The organism is Desulfovibrio ferrophilus (assembly GCF_003966735.1).
Lineage (GTDB): Bacteria > Desulfobacterota > Desulfovibrionia > Desulfovibrionales > Desulfovibrionaceae > Desulfovibrio_Q > Desulfovibrio_Q ferrophilus.
Map to the genome: position 1 here is coordinate 3,555,159 of NZ_AP017378.1, position 21,382 is coordinate 3,576,540.

Annotated in this window: 19 protein-coding genes and 1 pseudogene; 7 read left to right on the plus strand and 13 right to left on the minus strand. The window is 55.1% G+C overall.

The window, feature by feature from the left end:
- Positions 1 to 34 precede the first annotated feature (34 nt).
- Positions 35 to 922, plus strand: a pseudogene (locus tag EL361_RS16215) (LysR family transcriptional regulator).
- Positions 923 to 939: 17 nt separating this feature from the next.
- Here EL361_RS16215 and EL361_RS16225 read toward each other — a convergent pair.
- From EL361_RS16225 to EL361_RS16245, 5 genes are all read right to left on the minus strand, one after another.
- Positions 940 to 2,094 carry an ABC transporter substrate-binding protein gene (locus tag EL361_RS16225; protein WP_126380991.1) on the minus strand — a complete coding sequence of 385 codons (1,155 nt, stop codon included), beginning with the start codon at positions 2,092 to 2,094 and terminating at the stop codon, positions 940 to 942.
- A gap of 106 nt (positions 2,095 to 2,200) precedes the next feature.
- A complete protein-coding gene (locus tag EL361_RS16230) occupies positions 2,201 to 2,614 on the minus strand; it encodes a cupin domain-containing protein (protein WP_126380993.1) in 414 nt (137 codons plus the stop codon).
- Between the two features lie 124 nt (positions 2,615 to 2,738).
- Positions 2,739 to 3,323 (minus strand): hypothetical protein, encoded by a 585-nt coding sequence (locus tag EL361_RS16235; RefSeq protein ID WP_126380995.1) that lies wholly within the window; start codon positions 3,321 to 3,323, stop codon positions 2,739 to 2,741.
- Positions 3,324 to 3,434: 111 nt separating this feature from the next.
- Entirely contained in the window at positions 3,435 to 4,082 is a 648-nt protein-coding gene (locus EL361_RS16240; RefSeq protein ID WP_126380997.1) for a response regulator, read from the minus strand.
- A complete protein-coding gene (locus EL361_RS16245) occupies positions 4,083 to 4,286 on the minus strand; it encodes a hypothetical protein (protein WP_126380999.1) in 204 nt (67 codons plus the stop codon). It lies immediately after the preceding gene.
- A 313-nt stretch (positions 4,287 to 4,599) separates the two neighbouring features.
- On the opposite strand from EL361_RS16245, the gene EL361_RS16250 reads away from it, so the two are divergent.
- Entirely contained in the window at positions 4,600 to 5,535 is a 936-nt protein-coding gene (locus tag EL361_RS16250) for an ABC transporter substrate-binding protein (protein ID WP_126381001.1), read from the plus strand.
- Between the two features lie 3 nt (positions 5,536 to 5,538).
- Entirely contained in the window at positions 5,539 to 6,795 is a 1,257-nt protein-coding gene (locus tag EL361_RS16255) for a sensor histidine kinase (protein ID WP_126381003.1), read from the plus strand.
- A gap of 571 nt (positions 6,796 to 7,366) precedes the next feature.
- On the opposite strand, the gene EL361_RS16260 is transcribed toward EL361_RS16255, so the two are convergent.
- From EL361_RS16260 to EL361_RS16295, 8 genes are all read right to left on the minus strand, one after another.
- Entirely contained in the window at positions 7,367 to 8,290 is a 924-nt protein-coding gene (locus EL361_RS16260) for a class I SAM-dependent methyltransferase (protein ID WP_126381005.1), read from the minus strand.
- Between the two features lie 25 nt (positions 8,291 to 8,315).
- Complete coding sequence (locus EL361_RS16265; RefSeq protein WP_126381007.1) at positions 8,316 to 9,062, minus strand: class I SAM-dependent methyltransferase; 747 nt, start codon at positions 9,060 to 9,062, stop codon at positions 8,316 to 8,318.
- Between the two features lie 178 nt (positions 9,063 to 9,240).
- Entirely contained in the window at positions 9,241 to 10,638 is a 1,398-nt protein-coding gene (locus tag EL361_RS16270; RefSeq protein WP_232034815.1) for a Ni/Fe hydrogenase subunit alpha, read from the minus strand.
- A gap of 19 nt (positions 10,639 to 10,657) precedes the next feature.
- Positions 10,658 to 11,404 carry an NADH-quinone oxidoreductase subunit B family protein gene (locus EL361_RS16275; protein ID WP_126381009.1) on the minus strand — a complete coding sequence of 249 codons (747 nt, stop codon included), beginning with the start codon at positions 11,402 to 11,404 and terminating at the stop codon, positions 10,658 to 10,660.
- A 15-nt stretch (positions 11,405 to 11,419) separates the two neighbouring features.
- Positions 11,420 to 12,259, minus strand: a complete 840-nt coding sequence (locus tag EL361_RS16280) for an FAD/NAD(P)-binding protein (RefSeq protein WP_126381011.1) — start codon at positions 12,257 to 12,259, stop codon at positions 11,420 to 11,422.
- Positions 12,256 to 13,296, minus strand: a complete 1,041-nt coding sequence (locus EL361_RS16285) for a 4Fe-4S dicluster domain-containing protein (protein WP_126381013.1) — start codon at positions 13,294 to 13,296, stop codon at positions 12,256 to 12,258. The genes EL361_RS16280 and EL361_RS16285 overlap by 4 nt, the downstream gene beginning before the upstream one ends.
- Positions 13,297 to 13,641: 345 nt before the next feature.
- On the minus strand, positions 13,642 to 13,881 hold the full coding sequence (locus EL361_RS16290; RefSeq protein WP_126381015.1) for a hypothetical protein: 240 nt from the start codon (positions 13,879 to 13,881) through the stop codon (positions 13,642 to 13,644).
- 190 nt (positions 13,882 to 14,071) lie between these two features.
- Positions 14,072 to 14,758, minus strand: coding sequence for an HD-GYP domain-containing protein (locus EL361_RS16295; RefSeq protein WP_126381017.1), 687 nt, complete (start codon positions 14,756 to 14,758; stop codon positions 14,072 to 14,074).
- A gap of 260 nt (positions 14,759 to 15,018) precedes the next feature.
- On the opposite strand from EL361_RS16295, the gene EL361_RS16300 reads away from it, so the two are divergent.
- From EL361_RS16300 to EL361_RS16315, 4 genes are all read left to right on the plus strand, one after another.
- Positions 15,019 to 15,894: a universal stress protein gene (locus EL361_RS16300; RefSeq protein WP_126381019.1), complete on the plus strand. Its 876-nt coding sequence runs from the start codon at positions 15,019 to 15,021 to the stop codon at positions 15,892 to 15,894.
- 83 nt (positions 15,895 to 15,977) lie between these two features.
- Positions 15,978 to 16,739: a precorrin-4 C(11)-methyltransferase gene (gene cobM / locus EL361_RS16305; protein WP_126381021.1), complete on the plus strand. Its 762-nt coding sequence runs from the start codon at positions 15,978 to 15,980 to the stop codon at positions 16,737 to 16,739.
- 235 nt (positions 16,740 to 16,974) lie between these two features.
- Positions 16,975 to 19,653: a hybrid sensor histidine kinase/response regulator gene (locus tag EL361_RS16310; RefSeq protein ID WP_126381022.1), complete on the plus strand. Its 2,679-nt coding sequence runs from the start codon at positions 16,975 to 16,977 to the stop codon at positions 19,651 to 19,653.
- Entirely contained in the window at positions 19,637 to 21,181 is a 1,545-nt protein-coding gene (locus EL361_RS16315) for a sigma-54-dependent transcriptional regulator (protein ID WP_126381024.1), read from the plus strand. Before EL361_RS16310 ends, EL361_RS16315 begins: the two co-directional genes overlap by 17 nt.
- Positions 21,182 to 21,382: the final 201 nt, after the last annotated feature.

Below are 21,382 nucleotides of genomic sequence, written 5' to 3' on the forward strand. Positions count from 1 at the left end.
AGTCATGAAGATGAGTGGCTGATGGAGGAAAGGCATGGAATTGCGTCAATTGAAGACTTTTCGCGTTGTTGCCGAGCGGGGCAGCTTCACCCGTGCGGCTGAGGATCTGCACCTGGCCCAATCCTCGGTTTCGGCCCAGATCAGGGCCCTCGAAGAGCACCTGGGGGTTCGGCTGTTCGATCGTTTGGGGCGGCGTGTGGTGCTGACTGAAGCTGGTGAGAAGCTGCTGCACTTTTCCAGGCGTATGGAGCAGATGGCCGACGAGATGCGTTCCCAGCTCAGCGGGACCGGGCCATTGGATGGATCGCTGACCATCCGCATGCCCGAAACCATTGGGGCCGAATACATGCCCGATGTAGTGGAGCGATTCCATGCGGCAAATCCGCGGGCCGAGTTGAACTTCATCAACTGCGATGATGCGCAACTTCGTGAGGAATTGGGGACGGGGCGAATCGACCTGGCCTTTCTGCTCATTGACGGAGTGAATTACGCCAATGTCGCGGTGGACACGCTGGGGATCGAACCGTTGGTACTTGTGGCTGCCCCGGATCATCCTCTGTCATTGCTGCCAGGAGTGACCTCACGGGACATGCAGGGGCAGAAGATTCTGCATCTGCGGGTGGATTGAAGCTACAGGCGTCAGTTCGAGCGGTCGCTCGAAGACGAGAGTGTGAAGACGAGATCCCTGATTTTTTCCAGCGGGAGGAGCCAGCGGCGGTGCCTTTTGCGCGGGGTGGGCATCGCGCTGTGTCCGGAGCGAGTGGTGGCCGATGACATTGCTCGCGGGAGGCTGAAGCGCCTGAATTGGCCGCATGCCCCAGCCGAAACCATGATCCTCATGATTACCCATGTCGAGAAGTGGCGCTCCCCCTTGCTTGAGGATTTCATGGACATGGCCCGCGAGGGGATCCGTCTGGAATGACTCAGTGCTCCGTGTTGCTATTGCGTACGTAGGTTTTTGATCAGGGCGTCCAGGGTGAAGTCGTACTCCCGGTGAGCGCTATAGACTTTGCTCAATGACTTGAAGTCGATCTTGTCCCAGCTTGTCGGGTCGAGCAGTGTTTCGAAGTCATCAAGATTCTCTCGGGTGATAAGGTGCATTGATGAACGAATGGTCCGTTTGGATTCGGGAAGAGGACGGCTATTGAAGTCGTCGTATAACAGGATCATCGAGTAGGCTCCTTCCATGAAGTGCCCGCCAGTCAGAGCGCAGAGCTCTCCGCTGCGAATGGCGTCCAGGCTTGTGGGTGAACCGCCAATTCCGCCAATAATGACGTCCTCTCCCGCCAATCGTCCGGTGTCTCGTACCGCTTGGAGCACACCTCGAATAATCGTCTCGCCCCCAGCCCAGATGATTGTGGTTTCGGGATAGAACCCCAGAAGGCGCTTGGTTTTCTCGTAAGCTTCTTCCTGTGTCCAATCCGTCATTACCAAGCGATCGAGCACCACGTCGTCAGGGTGTCGGACCAGGGCTGCATACAGCCCCTGGTTGCGCTGCAGAGCGGCGGCGCTGTCTCGGGCCCCACTGATACCGATCAGATGAACCTTGCCGTCTGATGCCCTGAGATCGTTGCCCAAGGCCTCCTTGAGAATGTGATCTCCCAATTTCTGCCCGGCGCCGTGGTCATCGGGCGCCAGGTGTGCGATCCAGTGTCTGAACCGCTGCCCGGGTGCTCCCGTGATCTGTTTATCTTCTTGTAGGATGTCCGTATTGACGATCATGGCGTCCACCCCGGCCTTGTTCACTTCTCTCAGAAAATCTTCGCCCGTCTGGCGATAGAAGATGGAGACAATGTAATCCGGTTGGCGCGCAAGCCCTCTTTCAAGGGCCTCGGGTAGGGCGAATCGGCCGATGTGTTTATCCACGTGGAGGGATATGCCAAGGTCCTTTGCCGCGGCCTGCATGGTGCCGATGAATCGGCTCCAGAACGGGTGCTGGTTGTCTTCGGAAGGGGACAGGAAGCAGATGGAGGGAGCTGGGTTCTTTTGCGGCAGGGACGCAGCATGGGCGCCTCCGGCCAACACCAGTAGACAGGCAGTCACATATAGAGCTGTGACGTTGACAAGCATCCTGTCCGGCCTGGAATGACACATGATTCATTTTCCTCTCTGAAAACGCCTCCCCGCAAAGACATCAAAAGTAATCGATGGGTGGGGTCCAACGGTTAGGGGCGTCTTTATCCGGGCAGAACGAGGGAGGTCAGATGGTTTCCTGGTCCCCGTAGACACTGCAGATACAGCATAAAAACGTGCCCGGTTCGGTCTCGGACAGGTTGCGCATGCCATGGGGTTCCATGCTCTCGGAGTAGACCCAGTCACCGGGGCCACAGATTTTGGAATCCACGGGTTCGTTGGTGTCAGGATCATAGGACAGGCATTCGAATTGCCCACTGACGATGCACAGAGTTTGCAAATAGTAGTGATTATGCGCCGGGATCAAGCCGCCAGGCTCCACCGTAAAATGCCGCAGGCCGTATTCCGGTTGGCCGTTCGCATCGTTTCCGACCTTGGACAGCCAGCGTACGGTCACGCCTTTGACCTCGTGCATTTCGCCTTTGTAGGGGAATTTGTCGATGCGTACGCCTGCCACGTCCATCACATTTTTGGCAATCACGATTGGCTCCTTGATGATGAGGGGATTCGTCGGCACACGATAGGGCATCCCGTTGCAGAAGCAAAGCTGTTGCGGGTAATCAGGGAGGCATAACAAGCCGACGTTTAAGATGTTGTGTGACTCGTCACGGGTTTCCGATGCGTGCAGAAAGCACTGTAAGATTCCAGTAATGGAGCTCCCATCTCGCAAGGGACAATCCATAATGCTGACTGACCCGTTGGCAACATTCAATGGCGTGCTGGTATTCGTTGGCGTCATCGTTTTGGGTCCAGAGATAATCGGCGCCTACGTTTTGAGCAATAAGCCTGTCGACAGGAAGGTGAGGCGGTTCTTTGATCTCGCCGTGCACCCATAGGTATTTGAGAGCGAGATTCAGGAATTTTTGTGCGGTGCCGAAGCGCATATTTTGACCTTGGAGGGCTCCCCCATGCTTCTCTGTGACTTTCTGCTGGAGCCGTTGAATATTGCGAATGTGTGGCTCTTCCTGCACGAATCCGTCCCGGTAGTGGCTGAGGTGGTATTCGAGAAAGCAGGAGCAGGTTTTCCAGATTTCGTTGCGCTGGGCGTCGCTGGAAGTCTTGCTGTATATATTCCCGCGCCGGGCTGTGGCCACTCGGGAGCTTTTAACGATGTCGGCGAGAACGGGCCTGGTTTTCGCCGCGTGAATAAACAGCTTCTTTGCTGCTTCATCATCCGCGAAAAGCGTCATGATGACCTCGTGCGAGAAGATGATGTTTAGATGTGTCGGTGCGAGGGCGTGCGGGGGTGCCGTGGATGGTGATGCAGGTTGTCATGATGAGGTGTCCAAGGGAGGATGAAACTACAACTTCAGGTCCTTGGTCCGAAGATATTCGCGTAGCTCCGCGGTGCTGCCCATGCCGAGTTTGCGTAGCAGGTTGGCTTTGTGCTTTTCCACGGTTTTGACGCTGATAATCAGATGGTTGGCAATTTGCATGTTTTGCATGCCTTCTGCCACAAGGTGCAGGACATCCCGTTCCCTTGGCGTGAGCAGGGAAATGTCTGAGTCATCGCGATTGCCGTTGATGTAGCCCTTGATGACGCCGGAGCAGATTTGGGGAGAGAGGTAGCCGTGACCATCCAAAACTACGGCGATGGCATGGCGTAATTCGTCCATGGGGCTGTCTTTGAGGGCATAGCCGTTGGCCCCGGCCCGGAGCGCACGGTAAACGTATTCTTCTTCGGCATAGGCCGTGAGGACAAGAATTCGTGTCGTCCGGTTGGTCTGGCGGTAAAGTTCCACAAATCTGGTGCCGGGCATTATGGGCATGGAGAGATCGACGATCAGCAGATCCGGTGGCTCGCAGCCCTCAAGAGCGCGCAAAGCATCCTGACCGTTGTCGGCCTCACCGACGACATGCCATGGAGAATCGGCGAACATGGCCCGCAGGCCATCACGCATGAGGTCATGGTTCTCAACCAGAAATATTGTTTGGGCGTCGCTCTTCACCTATTCGTGGCACTCCTCAAGTTTTACAAGCCCGTAGCCACAATGGGCGGCCATGAGCTGCAGGGGGGTCGGGTCGTTGTTTTCTTCGATTGCCGAACACAGCATGTCAATGACTTCACCGGTGGCGGGGTCTGGCGCGTCGCCTGACTGCTGGCGAAGCCATTCCTCAATCAATGTCCCAAAACAGGTGTACGTGTATCCCATATTATTCCTCCATTCAGCAACGATTGAATGGATGGTGGCCTATCCGGGGCAATGGAGAAATGGCTCCATCCCTGTATTTTGATGGTGGGGTCTACTACGGATTGCGGTAGGGTTTATGTGATGAATCGAAATATAAGTAACGTTTTTGACTGTTTAGCATTGCCCTACGCTGCTTGATATTTTTTATCAGATGATTGAAAAGCCTTTTGATTACTTGTATGCCGTAGCCTGGCGAAGAAGGTAGGGTATTGAATATTCAACACGCGGGGGCCTCGTGATTAAAAAAATCGTCTTCATACTTCTAGGTTGTCTGATGGCGTTGCCGTGCGCGGCGAAACCTCCGGTCTCGTTTAAGGTGACCGAGGGCAAGGGGCTCATGACCGCTGCTCATCATGTGGGTGTTGAGAACGGATACTTTACCGATGAGGGCCAATCCGTTCACATGAAAAAATTCCCCAAGGGATATGCGGCGCTGCAGGATTACCTGCAAGGCAAGGCCGATATGACCACGATCAACCGGGTCTCCCTTGCTCTGACGGATATCGATCCTGAAGAGCACGTCGTGATTGGTATTCTGGCTTACAATAGCAATGATGCCACGATAGTGGGGCGTCGCGACAGTGGCATCACCGACGCGGCATCGTTGCGGGGCAAGAGAATCGGGACCGCTTACGGAACAACTTCGCATTACTGGATTTATAAATGGCTGGCGCAGCACGGGATGACATCAAGCGATGTTACCGTGGAATATTACAAGAAGAACAAGCTGCCGGAGGTCATTGCCTCTGGTAAGGTGGACGCCATCGTCATGGGCGTCGGAGTGTGGGACAAGGCCGCGAAGCTGCTGGGCGATAATGCGATCATCTTCACCGATCCCTATATCGATTTGAAGCAGGTCCCCTTGATGGTCCGGCGTTCGCTGATCCGAGACCATCGCACAGAGTTGATCGCGCATCTGCGGGCTTTGATTCGTGCCGAAGAATTTATCAAGAATGACCCGCGCAGGGGAGCGGCTATTGTCGCTCAGAGGAAGAATCTGAACCTCGATACGGTCACGGATCTTATCGTGAACTCCGTCGATTTTAGCTTGTCTCTGAAGCAGGGGCTTTTGACGGATATGGAGATCGTTGATCGCTGGGCCATTGAGTACAAACTTGTGCAGCGCACACGCCCTCGGAATTATCTGGAGTTCATCGATTCTTCCCTGTTGGAGGAGATTGATCCCAACCGCGTGACCATCATCAAGTAATTTATGCGCATTCGTACCCGGTTGCTGATCGTGATCGCGTTGACGATCCTACAGGTCCTACTGGTCATTGGATGTCTGGTTTGGATTCAGTTCAGGCTGAGCGTGGCTTTGGAGGAAATGCACGACGCTCAGGCGTTGAACTCCGGGGCTTCTGCGTTGTTTCTGCTCGCTAACGAGTACTCTTCCGATAGCGCCCCCAGGGTGCGCGCCCAATGGGAAATCGCCATTGCATCCCAGGAAGAGCGGATGCATCGGTTTGTCGGGCAGTACGAGGCCGTGGGACTGCTCGCTTTGGAGAGGAAGTTCAGTCAGGCCAAGCTCATTGCGCACCGCCTGTTCGATTCTTCCGCACGGGGGGACATTCCTCAGGCTGGAATCCTACAGCGTGCCTTGCTGCTACATTTCATCGCCACGGTTCAGGAAACAGGAGAGGCAACTCGCCAATTGGTGGAAGAGAGTTCTTCACGGCTGAAAAGTGTCCAGCGTCTGGGGACTTCCCTGGTACTGGGATTGATGGTGTCCGTAGGGTTGTTTGTAGTGGTCTGGTTGAGCATTGTCCGGCGCTCGGTGATCAAGCAGCAAGAACTGACTGTGCACCGCAATGAACTGGCCCAGGAATTGGAACGGCGCATGGTCGCGGAGACAGCGCTCCAGGACGCGCAACGCAGAATGCTCGCAGCAGTGGAAGAGGAACGCTCGCGCATTGGGCAGGAACTGCATGACGGAGTGGGGCAGGCACTGTCAGCAGTACGGTTGTTACTTGAAGCCCAACCTTCGGAGCAATACGGTGCCGAGCAGCGGCGCAAGCTGTGTGATTATATGCTGCAGACATCCGAGGACTTGCGGCGTGTGGTTAATGATCTGCGTCCCGTAGCTCTGGATGATATCGGCCTGAATGCCGCCTTACGGACTCTTGCACGGCAATTCGAGGTCTCTGGACTTGTTGTGAGCCTGGCATTGCCCGCTGACGATGATCTTGTTCCCCTCGCTTTGCGGACCCAGGTCTATCGGATCGTGCAGGAGGCACTGAATAATGTGTTTCGTCACGCACGAGCCAGACGCGTGGATATTCAACTGACTCTGACTGATGAACTGGTGCTTACCGTGGAGGACGACGGGTGTGGCTTCGATCTGGAAGTCGAAATCGAGGGTAATGGTCTGTCCAACATCCGTAGCCGAGCCAGGACATGGGGTGGAGAGGCGGAGATTGAAAGCCGCCCGGGAAAGGGGACGCTGATTTCAGTGGGTTTTCAAGTTTAGATTGCATGCCTCTGTCAGCTCTGCAGTGGCTCATGGGCATTTCTTTTGAGTTGTTCTGCCAGTAGTCAGGGAGGAAAACCCTGGCTTTGTGCCCAGTCTACCCTGAAGAGGATGTGTTTGTCTGGTCCTTGAAATGGGGCTTTTTGAGCTAGTTTTGCAAAATGTACACGGTCAGGACATGACTCTGTGACTGTGTCGGGATGAGGCTCAGTGCAGAACGTACTTCGGTTGTAACTGCTTCTCGGTAGGGACGCCAAAGCGCATTTGCCGTTTGGTTCCCTTCTATTGTTTGTGAGCGATACGGGAAAACTGGACCGGAGTTCTGAAGCCGTTGAGGTTGGTGATGACAACCGTAGCGGCTTAATTTTTTGTCTCTGGTAGAGGCTTGCCTATTGTGACCTGTTGTCGGGGAGCAATCACAAGGCATGAGATGGATCTCCATGGGCTGCTGCTGATCTTCGCCCCGTCTTATGGGGGATAGTGCAGGACGGGCTCGAATCTTGCGGTTGGATGAATTAAGATTCATTAACGCAAGTGGCAGAGATGAAGGGGAATGCAGGCGCTGGCTGCATTACTTGAGTTTGAGGACTGCAGTGATTCCGCTTATGAACAAGTCGTCATTGGAAAAGTCCGTGAACTCATTGCGGAAACACCCCTTCATCCATGCAAATCGATAATCTGTGTGCTTGTTGAAAACGAGAGGGGAAAAGTGTTCATCCTCGCAGAGGATACTTTCAAATTCACGGACCCGTTTGCGGTTGAGTCCAGGATAGGGATCTTTCACCTTTTTTTTGAAGAAATATTTGCTGACAATGTCGTCATCGAAGATGTTTTGTACGTATGGAATGTTAATCATACGGTATTTGTGCGAGCCCATGGGAGCACAAAAAAGTGGATTAAAGGAGATCAGCAACAATCCTTGAGGGGCAATGATTTTACTGCACCTGTGGAGAATGAGCGCTGGGTCGTCGAAATGTTCAAAGCTATTGAATGATGAGATAATGTCGAAAGTCTGTTCTTGGAAATCGTGCGTGTGCAGATCATCCAGGATGAATTTCATGTCGTCAGTATCACCTACTCTTTCCTCCCAGGACTTGTGTCTGACCTGGCCTATTTCGATTCCGGCTGAATAGCGAGCTTTCCTGCGATGGGCTTCGTCAATGTTGTATCCCCATCCACAGCCAATATCCAAATAGCTGCGGCCCTGCATTTTGGTTTGGGTACATTCTTCAATAAGGTCGAGATTTCTTTTTGCAGCACTCAGGATTGCTTCATGTTCCTTGGATGGAATACGCCCTTTTACTTGCGCGGCATGAACTGGAGCGAAAATATCATTTAACCGGGAAAGGAATTTGATGTCCCTTCTCAAGGGAATGGAGTGATCGCGGTCCAAAATGGCCTGTTTGATTTGGGTAATGGGCTTGATATTGGTGGTAATCTGGTTTGGGAGAAGTTGGGAGAGGTTCTTATGGTGATCAATCGCCAGATAGCTCATGTTCAAATTCCTTTTGATGGTGTTATCACAGCGGCAATACTTTTTTTAGCAGCACATAGTCCTGCATATTCTCGCCATCGCGCCCGCACCAACTTCCGTACATGACTTCACTGATATCAAGGCCGCAGCCCGCAAACATTTTGCGCGTGAATTCTTCGTCATAGCCCACGCAATCCAGTGGGTCTTCTGTGTTTTCGGTATAAAACAGACCGAATTTTTGGAAGGCTGGTCCCTTGCCTGAGCGTTTTTGCTGGGCCTGTGAATCTTCATTCAGCAGAAAGAAGGTGATCAGGGCGTGACCACCTGGGCGCATGACACGGGCGATCTCTGAGCTATAGTTGAGCATGTCATCCGGGAACATGTGTGTGAACACCGACCGCAGCACCACCACATCGAACAGGTCATCCTCAAAGGGGAAGACGTATTCCGAAGCCTTGGTCTGCGCGAAGGGGTTGTATGTGCTGTTGTGCACGTCGCTGATGCTGAAATGGAAATGCGGATAGTGTGGGGCGATACGCTCATTGCACCACTCAATACCAAAGGGATAGGTGTCGAACCCGTGATACTCGCCCGGAGGTTCCAGATAGTCCGTCAGGCCTATGGCAACGCGCCCGGCTCCGCAGCCCACGTCCAGAACCTTGTGCTGGGGCTGCAAATCGAATTTGTCCCTGAAGAATTGGAACATCTCGCGCCCCACGGCCAGAAAGTCGCCGCCACCGAATTGGATATTCAGGTCCTCGGGGGGGACCATGGTGTGCTTGTCGACGTGCATTTGCTCTCCTTTCATCTGATGGCAGAAATATCCACCCCGGCGAGAATTAGCAACATCTGTTCCGGCTTGGCGTGCGGATGCGCGTATGGTTGTCTTTAAGCAAGAAAGGTGGCGCAATAAAACGGGCCCCGGCATCTCTGCCGGGGCCCGTTTTATTGCAGATTTTTGCCGTAGGCTGCTAGTCGTCCACACGCACGAATTTCACCAGGCGACGCTCTTCACGGGCACTGGTCATGTCCACGAAATGGGTGGAGCAGGAGATGCAGGGGTCGTAGGCCCGGACCAGCATACTGGTCTTCAGCTCGATGGTGGCCTCGTCTTCGTCCACCAGCGTGGGAACCAGTGCTTCAAAATCTTTCTGGATATTGGCGTGGTTCTGGTTGGTGGGGATGACACAGTCCGCGTTCAGGATGCGGCCCCGGTCGTCATACTCGTAAGCGTGGAACAGAATGCCGCGTGGGACTTCCACTGCACCTACGCCCTTGCCTGCCCGCGGGGTGATTTTGGGTTCGGTTTCGGACTTGATGCCCGAGTTGAGCATTTCGTCAATGAGGCGGATGGAATCTTCCACCGAGTGGGCGCATTCCACCAACTGAGCGAGATTGTTGTAATAAGGATTGTGGCATGGAGCCTTGAGGCCCAGCTTGCGGGCGATGCCCTTGGCAAGAGGAGACAGGCGCTTGTGATTCAGGTTAAAGCGCGCAAGGGCTCCCACCATCAGCGATTCGCCTTTGTTCTTGGTCCACTTTGCTGTGGACTGTGGCACCATGTATTCGTTGGTGATGTCTTTGTAGTAGATGGCGGGACGGGCTTGATCCATGGTGGAGCCCACCTCTCCCCAATACATGGCGTATTCGGCCGGGGACACCAGCCCAACGTATTCGGTCTCGCGCGTGAAGTTTGGCAGTTTGTCCACCACCGAGGCAAACAGATCCGAGGCCGCTTCCAGCCCAGGGATGGAATCCTCGAGCATCTTCTTCATGTCGCGCAGCTCGGCTTCGGTGGGTACCTTGGTGAATCCACCGGGGACCAGGCGCTGCGGGTGGGTGGTGCGGCCTGTGGTGGCGCGGGAGAACTCGTTGGCCATGCGGTGCAGGCCAATCAGGGTCAATAATTCTTTTTTGTGGGTCTGAGCCAGAGGGATCACGGAACCCACGCCCATCAGATCCGGCAGGGCCAGATAGGCCACATGCAGCAGGTGGCTTTGCAGGTTCTCGCCGTGCAGGGCCAGCTTGCGCAAGCGCACGGTCTGGTCCGAGACCATGATGCCCATGGCATCCTCAGTGGCTTGGATGGAGCACAGCTGATGACCGATGGAGCAGATGCCGCAGATGCGCGAGACGATCTGGTGAATCTGGGTATAACTTTTCCCCAGGATCATGGCCTCGAAGAATCGCGGAGCCTCGGGGACTTCCCAGCGGCAGGCCTTGACCTTGTTCTTGGCATCGATCTCCACGACGATATTGCCGTGGCCCTCGACTCGCGAGATATGTTTGACTTCGACCCGCTTGCCCATGACTGGTGCTGCCTTGGGGGCGGCCTTCTTGGTCTTGGCGGTGGCTTTTTTGGCGCTCATGCGTCGACTCCTCGGGGTCCTAGAGGGGGGCGTTGGTGTAGCCCAGGTACATGCGCATCAGGTCCTGAACCTGAATGCGTGAGAAACCGGCCTGGTCTTCCATGACATAACGGGCAGCATCCAGATTGGCGTCGGGAGCCAGCCCCCGGCAACCCCAGCAATGGGAGCCCTCGGAGACACAGCATGCGCCGCAGCCGCCACGGGTGATGATGCCCAGGCAGAGCTTGCCCTGCTCATAGCGGCAGATGTTGCCAGCGGCTTTGCATTCCACGCAGACCGGATAATCGGGCAACGTTGGCGGCTTGCCAAGCAACAGCTCTTTGGTCACGCGCAGGAATTCCTTGCCATCGATGGGACAACCGGGAATTTCGGCATCCACATGCACAACGGCCTTGGCCGGGCGTGCAGCGTATGTCGGATAGGCACGGGCCATGTCGCCATAGACGATTTCGCGCACTTCCATGTCGTCCATGAAATTCTTCATGCAGTTCACGCCGCCGATGGCCGCGCAGGCGCCCAGAGCGATGACCAGTTTTGCCTTGGAGCGAATCTCCTTCAGGCGCACTTCATCTTCGGGGCGGGTGATGGAGCCTTCCACGAAAGCAATGTCGTAGTCGTCGGAGGCCTCGGTCATGACTTCACGGAAGTTGACCAGTTCCACGTGCTCAAGCAGGTCGAGCAGTTTTTCCTCCAGGTTTGCCACCTGAAGCTGGTCGCCTTCACAGCCGGCGAAGTCGAAAAAGGCAATTTTCGGTTTGGGGGCCATTGTTCCTCCCATGCCCTAGAGGGCTTCCTTGAGCAGGTCGATGTCCGTGTAGCGGAACACCGGCCCGTCAACACAGGCGCTGATGCCGTTGATTTGGCAGTGGCCGCATTTGCCTAGGCCGCATTTCATCTTGCGTTCCAGGGAAACATAGATTCTGTCCGGCGAGATGCACTGGTCGCTGACGCAACTGCCAATGACGAATTTGTACATGATAGGCGGGCCAACCATGGCCACGTAGGTGTTTTCCACATCCAGCTCCACCTTGGGCAGTAGCGTGGTGATGACGCCCACATTGCCCGTCCAGGAGTCGTTGGAACAGTCCACGGTCTCCAGAACCTCCACATCGTTTCGTCCGGCGAGATCTTCAATTTCGTTGATGAAGATGCGTTCTTCGGGCGAGCGACAGCCGATCATGACAATGATCCTTCCGAATTCATCGCGGTGGCGGAGTTGGTAGCGCAGCAGGCTGCGCAAGGGGATGTATCCCAATCCTCCGGCCACGAAGATGGTGTCCTTGCCCACGAATTCCTGCACCGGGAAGGACGAGCCGAACGGCCCCCGAATGCCGACCTTGTCACCGGCTTCCAGATTGTGCAGGGCGGTGGTCACCGCACCGATCTTGCGGACGGCGATCTCAAAGGAGTTGCTGCCAGCCTTGGGCCGTGAGCTGATGGAGAACGGTGCCTCGCCCACGCCGTATACCGAGACTTGGATGAACTGGCCGGGCTTGTGGGCCAGAGGGCGTCCATTGTCCTGGTTGAATTCGAACAGGGTCACGTAGTCGGACAGGGTTTCCTTGCGAACCAGGGTCGCGGCGCGAGGCGCGTAAGGTGTAAACTCTTTCAGTGGGGTCATCGGGCGGCCTCCTCCGACAGCTGATTGTATACGGCCAGAGGGTTGGCAATACGTGCGGTGCAGGCCTTGATGCAACGACCGCAACCTACGCATCCCAACTCTCCGATGAGGTCGTAGATGTATTTGCCTTTGCGGAAATAACGATGGCGATAGCGCTCTGCGGCACGGGAACGGAAGTTGTGCCCGCCTGCGACCAAGGCGAAGGACGGCAGCATGCAGGCGTCCCATTCACGCCAGCGGCGACCCGTTTTCAACGATTCGTCCACTTCTTCCTTGATATCGAAACAGTAGCAGGTGGGGCAGACCAGGTTGCATGACCCACAGGCCAGGCACATGGTGGAGCGTTCGCGCCAGATGGGGCTGTTCCAGGACTTGGACAGAATCTTGGGAAGCTCTTCCCAGGGGACATTCAGACTGGATAGATCGCTCGATTCACGGATCTTTTCGCGTTGGCGTCTGGCCGCGTCGTGTTGCGGTGCTGAAGCGCTGGGCAACTCGCCTCCGGCCATGAGCAGGTCCTCTCCTGTCTTGGACCCGACCTCCACGAAGAATGTCGCGGGGCCAATGCGTGTCCAGAACAGATCGAAACCGATGTCGGACCGCCCGCCGCCCATGCTTGGCCAGAAGGAATTCTCAGCAACGCGCATGGGTTCCATGGCGAAGATGACGGTGTTTTCACGGCGATTCAAATAGTTGCGATCAGGGCTGCCGGCTTCCATCAACTGATCCATCTGGGCGATGGCATTCAAGTCATATGGATGCACCCCGAAGAGCAGTTGCCTGGGGGCTTCGAAGACCCCTTTGGCGGAATAGTCCGTCAGATCGAAGGTGATCAGTTCTTCCCGGGGGGGGAGCAGGTATCGCTTGAGTGGATTGACGGTGACGTCATAATCCCAGGCGATGACGGTATTTTCGCTCCAGGGGCTGAAGTCATACAGCCCGTTGCCAGTGTCCACGGGAACGTGAACGCCGTAACGCCGTGCCCAGAGCTTGAGCAGGCCGGGGAGTTGCTCTTGATAAACGATGTAGGCAGCCATGTGTCCTCCACTGGGTCCTTTGCGGTCGGGGCAAAAATCCCGGGCACCCTGTTTTTGGGGGCGGGTTGGGGCCGCAAAAGGAAAAACGCTTGGAACATCAAGAAGATGCTGTGTGGCAAGACGCCTGGAAACAAGCGTCTGAGCACAGGGCCTATAATAGATGATTCATTTATGCAAGCAGGGCCGAAGCGCAGTAGGATACGACTTTATAGACTTTTTTGCCGTATTTGTAACCTTGGCGTGGTGGTTTTTTGCGGAAATGTAAGTTTGTGCGGCTTGATTTAGCTCAAATCGTAAAATTTAGAGTTTTTTAATGGTGGGCGGCACCGCCCGGGGCGCGACTGATTAGCCGCTGAATGCCCCGGAACGGCGCAGGCGGTTCAGTTCGGTGCGCACGGCGTTGGTGCGCTTGCTGCTTCCGAGCTTGGACAGCTCCGCAGCACCGATCTGGCCGCTGGTGGTCAGCTTGAGGCGGCGCATGAGTTTGCGACGGATCGTGACCTGTTTGCCCTGAAAGACTGCATTGGCGGGTTCTTCCCATGAGCAGACCAAATGGTTGTGGTCTTTGCGTAATTCAATGGTCATGTGGACTCCTCCTTGTTTTTCTTCCTGCCCGTGGTGGTTCTGGATATTTCCTGAAGGCCACCGCAGGGGATGCCCATTGACAGCAAGCCCCGTGCCAGAAATTTTTTTGGTTCACGATTTGATGTGATGCTTGAATATGAAGCGGTCATGGGGATCTCCTGGGTATGGTATAATAGTAGGAATTAACTTGCTATTCCTGAATGCTCGAGTTGTGCATTCCTGTGATCCAGGCGTTGATTTCACTGTCGCACTGGGTGAAGGCTTCAACGACTCGAGGGTCGTATCGCTGTCCGGAATACCGGACTATGTCTGCTGCAGCGGCCTCGAAATCCATAGCGGGCTTGTATGTCCGAGGTTGCAGCATCGCGGAGAGGCTGTCCGCTACTGCAATAATGCGTGCTCCGTCAGGAATATTGCGACCGCGAAGCCCGTGAGGGTAGCCTGTACCATCATAGCTCTCGTGGTGATGCAGAATGATGTCGGCTATTCCTCCGGGGTGCCCCAGGGCTTTGACCGGACGCACGATTTGCGCCCCGATCTCCGGGTGGCGTTTGATGATTCCCCATTCCCGAGTTGTCAGTGTACCTGGTTTGCGCAGGATATCGTCCGGGATGCCTATCTTGCCAATATCGTGCAGGTGGCCTGCGATATGAATGGTTTCGGCCTTGCGTGGGCTATAGCCCATGCGCAGAGCAAGAATCTGGCTGATAACGGCAACTTCCTCGGAATGTTCACAGGTGCAGGGGTCCTTGGCATCCACAGCCATTCCCAGCGATTCGGCCAGTTGATGAAGACTGATGGAGAGCGTGGTGCATTCGATGTCTGACGACTGGGGGCATTGCAGAAAGGGCTTGGTATTGGGCAGTGGTGTGAGCATGCATGGGTCCTTTTTGTGTCCGGTTCGCCGGACTGGTGGATGTGGCAAAACAGTGTCTATTGAAAATGATTTTCAAAGTCAATACCAGCCTCGATTAAAGTTGGGAGAGTACTCGGGAGAGGCTAGAGGAGAACTGGAATGTGCTGTTAATATGTTAGTACAATGGTCAAGTATAATTCACTCTTTTTCTTTGACGCAGGAGGTGGAGATGGTAGGTTTTACTCAAAAGGACTGTGCGACGGTTTCTCAATGGAGGAACGATGGAAAAACAATTGCTGGTCACCGTGAGTGAAGAAGGCTGTGCTCTGAAAGGGATTCATTTCATTCATGATTTTTTTGAGCATCAGGGTGCTTTGGGGTTGACCTTGTTCTATACGGCGCCCAAGCCAAGGGCCGTCTGGGTAGAGGAGGAATTCTTCGAAGCCATGGATGAATATGATCGCACAATCCGCCAAGGCAAGCAGGTGGGGCGTGAATCATTGAGTGCTGCTCGGAAGTTGTTGGCGGAATATGAATTTCCAGAGGGGCAGGTGAATACCAAGCTGCATCTGCGAGAGGTCTCCACGGCCAAGGATATTTTGAGTGAGGGCGAAAGAGGGGGGTACGACGCCATTGTTTTGGGGCAACGGGGGGCTCGTCGGTTTCAGGAAATGATGGATGAAAGCGTCACCGAGCAGGTGGTGGAAAGGCAGTTGGGTGCTCCCTTGTGGATTTGTCGCGAGCCTGAGCAGGGGCGGCGCAATGTTCTGCTCTGTCTTGACGGGTCCGATGCGGCATTCAGGGTTGCCGAACATGTAGGGTGCATATTGGCCAATGAGCCTCGGCATAATGTCTGCTTGATGCATGTGGCGGAGAGTGGCTTGTTTGCCGCTGATTCAACGCCATCAATCTATGCACGGGCCAGAAAGGCTTTGCAGGAGAATGGAGTGGATGAAGCCCGGATCAGCGAAGTCCCGGCTGTGTCGGGCGCCGTTTCTGCAGCAATCATCGCCGAGGCCCGTTCCGGGAATTACGCCGTGGTGGCCACGGGCAGCATGGAGCGCAAGCGGAGCAGGTTGCGCCGGGCGATATTTGGTTCGGTGGTGCGTGATCTCATGAAGCTGCTGACCGGGGCTGTGCTCTGGGTGAGTGCCTAGATTGAAGCCAAGGTCATGGACAAACCGGGTTCCGAGCCTCATACTTCCTTGGCTGCATGACAACTGCCAAGGAGAATCGCCAGATGGCATCTGTGTATTTTATTGGGGCCGGACCCGGAGATCCTGAACTGATTACGGTCAAAGGGCGCAGGCTTATTTGTGAAGCTGATCTTGTGTTGTATGCGGGGTCATTGGTTCCATCAGAGGTGGTTGCCTGCGCACGGGAAGATGCCCGGGTGGAAGATTCATCGTCCCTGACGCTGGACCAGACGCATGCCCTGTTGGCCGAGGCCGTGGAAAGGGGCGGGATGGTGGCGCGTGTGCATACCGGTGATCCCTCTCTGTATGGGGCCGTGCAGGAGCAGGCGAGACTTCTGGATCGGGATGGCATCTCTTGGGAGATTGTCCCAGGTGTCACGGCGGCCTTTGCTGCTGCGGCGATGGCTGGCGAATCGTTTACGGTGCCGGAACGCGTTCAGTCTCTGGTGGTGACGCGGGCCCCGGGGCGAACCGCCGTCCCTGATGGCGAAGAACTGGCAGCGTTTGCGGCACATGGGTGTTCCATGGCCATTTATCTGTCGACATCCCTGGCTCAGTCTGTTCAGGCCCAGTTGCTTGAGGGTGGTCTGACGGGTGACACACCCGTGGTGGTTGTGCACCGCGCCGGCTGGCCGGACGGTGAAGTGTTGAGGACCACGCTGGAGAAATTGTCTCAGGACGTCGAGTACAAGCAATGGACCCGCCAGGCGGTATTTCTTGTGCTCCCGGGGAAGGCTGAAAAAGCTCCGGTTTCGCGACTGTATGACCCCTCCTTTGCCCATGGCTGGCGCGACTCCAGCGACTGATTGTTCTTCTGGGAACTGGGTAATTCTACGTTCCTTTTGTCGAGTCTGAATTTTCGGACAAAATCCTTTGCAATTTGTCTTTGGGACCTTACTCTGGTGGTGCGGAACCCGCACCCTGCGGGAATTCTGTGCCCAAGAGGCACTGGAACGTTTTTTGTACAATGGGCGAACACAGGCCGGCGCGTCGGAAGCGGGGCCATTGGAGTAAACAATGATATCGTCCACGATGGGTCCAATGAAAAGATTGCTGCTTGCGTGTCTGGCTGTAACCGTGTTGCTGGTGTCCTCTGCATGGGCCTCCGGTGGAGCTGAGGCCCCTGAGACGAGTGGAGTTTCGTCGTCCCAGCTTCGGGCGAATATCCTGATTCTGAACTCGTACCATTATGGGTACCCCTGGTCCGACGAGATCGTCCGCGGTCTGCGTGAGGGGTTTAGCCCCTTCCCGGGAATCGAACTCCAGGTCGAATATATGGATTTCAAGCGATACGAATTGGCTCATCTCGCTCCTCTGTTGGTTGATCTGTATGCTCGCAAGTTCAGTGACAAGAAGTTCGACCTGATCGTGGTCTCCGATAACAACGCCTTTTCTTTTATCCGTCAGTATGGCGAATTGCTGTTCCCGGGGCTTCCCGTGATCTTCTGCGGCGTGAATGATTTCGATCCAGCCCTCATCGAAGGTCGAAATATCACGGGCATTGTGGAGAACTATGACGTTGGAGATACTCTGGAGTTGGCTCTCAATCAGCATCCAGGGAAGAAGAGGCTGGTGGTCATTGGGGACAGATCCAATACCGGTACGGCCATCATGAACCAGGTCAAGCAGGCCGAATCCCAGTTCGCCAACAGGTTGAGCTTCGAATACTGGACCAAGTACGATCTCGACGAGATCATGTCTCGCGCAGCCCAGGCCGACGACGATACGTTCTTCTATTTTATTCCCTTTTACACCGAGATCAATGGTCGCTTCTACTCGGCCCAGCAGCTTCTGGATTTAGTCTACCAAAGCACGGTAGCTCCTATCTATTCCAGTTGGGAGTTTCTTCTGGGGCACGGCATCGTCGGTGGAAAGTTGTTGTCGGGCGAGGAACACGGGCGGCAGACCGCTGCGCTGTCCATGCGAATTATTACCGGTGAGTCTGCGGCTGACATTCCTGTCATCACCAAGGCCACGACACTGTATCGTTTTGACTACGACGTGTTGGTCTCGCAAGGCATTCCCGTGGGCCTGTTGCCCGAGGGCAGCACGCTGATCAACGAGCCCAAAGCGTTTTATGAGTTGGATAAGCAGGTTTTTTGGACCATCATGGTCAGTTTTATGCTGTTGTTGGTGACCACGGTGTTTCTGTATTTCAATATCATTCGTCGACGGGCCGTGGAACTGCGCATGCAGGACCAGTTGTCCTTCCAGGAAATCCTGATGGACACCATCCCGCATTTGGTGTGCTGGAAAGACAGGCAGTTGAATTATCTGGGGGCCAACCGGTATTTCATGGAATTTTTCGGAGTGGCCGACCCGGCCCGGAAGACCACAATCGGGCACATTGTGTCCCCCTTGCATCGTGAATTTATCGACTGGACCAACCGTTTGGACCGGAGGGTTGTGCTCTCGGAGAAGCCCCTGACCGGACTCAAACGGGGCGTGCCCAATGCCGCTGGTGAGCAACGGCAACTGGAGATCAAGAAGGTTCCCCTTCGTGACAAAAGCGGAGGAGTGGTGGGAACACTGACCACTGCCGAGGATGTGACCCGTGCCGCCAATCTGGAAAAGCAGTTGCTGCAGTCCCAGAAGATGGAGGCCATCGGTACTCTGGCTGGTGGAATTGCACATGATTTCAATAATATTCTGACCTCGATCATCAATTCCACCGAGCTGGCATTGATGGATGTGGATGGTCAGACCCCAGCTGGGCAGGATCTGGAGCGGTCACTGAAAGCTGCTCAGCGGGGAAGCGGTTTGGTCAAGCAGATTCTGACCTTCTCTCGACCTTCGAAAGAGGGTTTTGCCCCCATCAAGATTCAGGGAGTCGTGAGCGAAGCTGTTGCTCTGCTCCGGGCCTCACTGCCCCGAAATATCCAAGTGGAAACTCACGTGACCGAGGATTTGCCGCTTTGTGTGGCAGATCCCAATCAGATCAACCAGATTCTGATGAATCTGTGTACCAATGCCTTTCAGGCCATGCGCGAAACCGGTGGCCATCTGTCCGTGTCACTGGGTGAAGTGGGGGTCTGGGGAGATGATGCTGAGATTCGAAATATCGAGCCCGGGCGTTACGTCAAATTGACGGTTGCAGACTCCGGCCCGGGGATATCCCCGGAGGTTGTGGACAAGATTTTTGATCCGTTCTTCACCACCAAGGGCAAAGCCGAGGGTACGGGGCTTGGTTTGGCCGTGGTCTTGGGGATTGTTCGTGGGCATCGAGGGTCCATCGAAGTGGAAAGCTCCCCTGGGCATACGGCCTTTACGGCACTGTTCCCGGAAGCTCTGGGAGACGAGGTGCAGCCAGTGACTCCCATTCTGCCGGAGTTTATACCCGGAGCAGGTCATCTGCTGTTTGTGGAAGACGACGAGGATCAATATGAGACCATCCCCAGGGTCTTGGAAACATTGGGCTATTCAGTGACCCCAGCTCGCAATGCTGCCGAGGCTTTGGAAATCGTAGCGGGCGATCCCGATGGTTTTGATCTGGTGATTACTGATTTTGATATGCCGGGCCTGAATGGCCTGGAGTTGGCCCGAAGGCTTGCGTATGATCTGCCCGGTGTGCCGGTGGTCATGATCACCGGGCGTGAGCGGGCTGTGGACCATGCCAGTGCGTTGGATAACGTGAGCCGGATCGTACTCAAACCTTACGATCGAAATACCATCGCCCAGGCGATACGGGAGGTCTTGACGAATCATGAATCAAGAGACTGAGACCTTCGGCAGAATCCTTGTCATCGATGATGACCTGGAAGTGCGGGGCACCATGCAGAGCCTGCTGTCCCGGATGTTGTTGGAATGCGAAACCGCAGGAACCCTCGCCGACGGCCTGGATGCCCTTGCAGCCAGCGAGTTCGACTTGGTGTTTCTGGATGTGCGTTTGCCTGACGGCAATGGCCTGAATGCCTTGGGTCAGATCAAGGGAATGCCCGGTTCGCCCGAGGTTATCATCCTGACGGGGCAGGGTGATCCCGACGGTGCGGAGTTGGCCATCCAAGGTGGTGTCTGGGACTATCTGGTCAAGCCCTCACCCATCAAGCAGACCATGCTGAGTGTCCAGCGGGCGCTGAAGTATCATATGGAAAAGAAGGGCGCCACGCCCGTTGCTCTGGACCTGGACAACATGGTTGGCCATGGGCCGGAGATGAAACAGGTCTTCGACTTTATCGCCCAGGCCGCACGAAGCCATGCCGGAGTGTTGATCACCGGTGAAACAGGGACAGGCAAGGAACTGACCGCGCAGACCATTCACGAGAACAGCTTCCGTTCGGGGAACCGGTTTGTGGTGGTGGATTGCGCTTCGCTGACGGAAACCTTGCTGGAATCAACCTTGTTTGGTCATCGCAGAGGCGCCTTTACCGGTGCGGACAAGGACCGGACCGGGTTGGTCAAGCTGGCCGACGGCGGGACGTTGTTTCTGGATGAGGTGGGTGAAATGCCCATGAGCACTCAGAAGTCGTTCTTGAGAGTGTTGCAGGAAAAGCGTTTTCGACCAGTAGGAGAAACTCGCGAGGAAAAGAGCGACTTCCGGATTGTTTCGGCCACCAATAAAAATTTGGATCAGATGGTTGAGTCGGGGCATTTTCGCGGGGATCTGCTGTTCCGGCTGAAGACCATGAGCATGGAGCTACCGCCCCTGCGCTGTCGTCTGGCGGACATCAAGTTGTTGGCCATGCACCACGTGAGTCGTCTGTGTGAGCAGTATGATGCGCCGGTCAAGGGTTTTGGTTCCGACTTCTTTGAGGTGCTGTCCAGCTATGACTGGCCTGGCAACGTGCGTGAACTTTTCAATGTTCTGGAGCGAGCCTTTGTTGCTGCCGGTGAAGAGCGCACTTTGTATGCCATGCATCTGCCCAGAGACGTGCGCATCAAGGTGGCCAAGGCTTCTCTGGGAGGCGGAATGGACCGGCCCTGCAAGGACGTCTCGTCTCAGGCGGCATCCGGGATGGAACCAAGGCCTTCGCAATCACAATCTGCGGATACTGTAGCCGTTCCCCCCGTACAGACTCATTGGCAGACGAACCCTGTGCAGGCTCCTGCCCTTGAAGGCGTGGACTCGTTGTTTGCCCAGTCCACGCCAAGCCTGAAGGAATTCAAGTCCCAGATGGAGAAGCGTTATCTGGAACAGCTCATTGCCATGCACGACGGTGACGTGAAGGCTATCCTTGCGGCGTCAGGCTTGTCGCGATCACATTTTTACGCGTTGCTCAAAAAGAACGATGTTCAGATGAAAGCCGACTAGAATAACCAAAGGAAACGGATCGGTCTGCTTTGCCGGACTGTATTTGTCTGTGCTTGCTGATGGTTTTGCCCCTTCTTGAGGTGACTCTGGTCAGGTGATGTGTCATTTCAGCGGGCATATTATGCCACTCACCGAATATTCACTTGCGAATGACATGGTTCTCCGTCAAAAAAAGTGTAGATTGCAAGAGTGTCTGGTTTA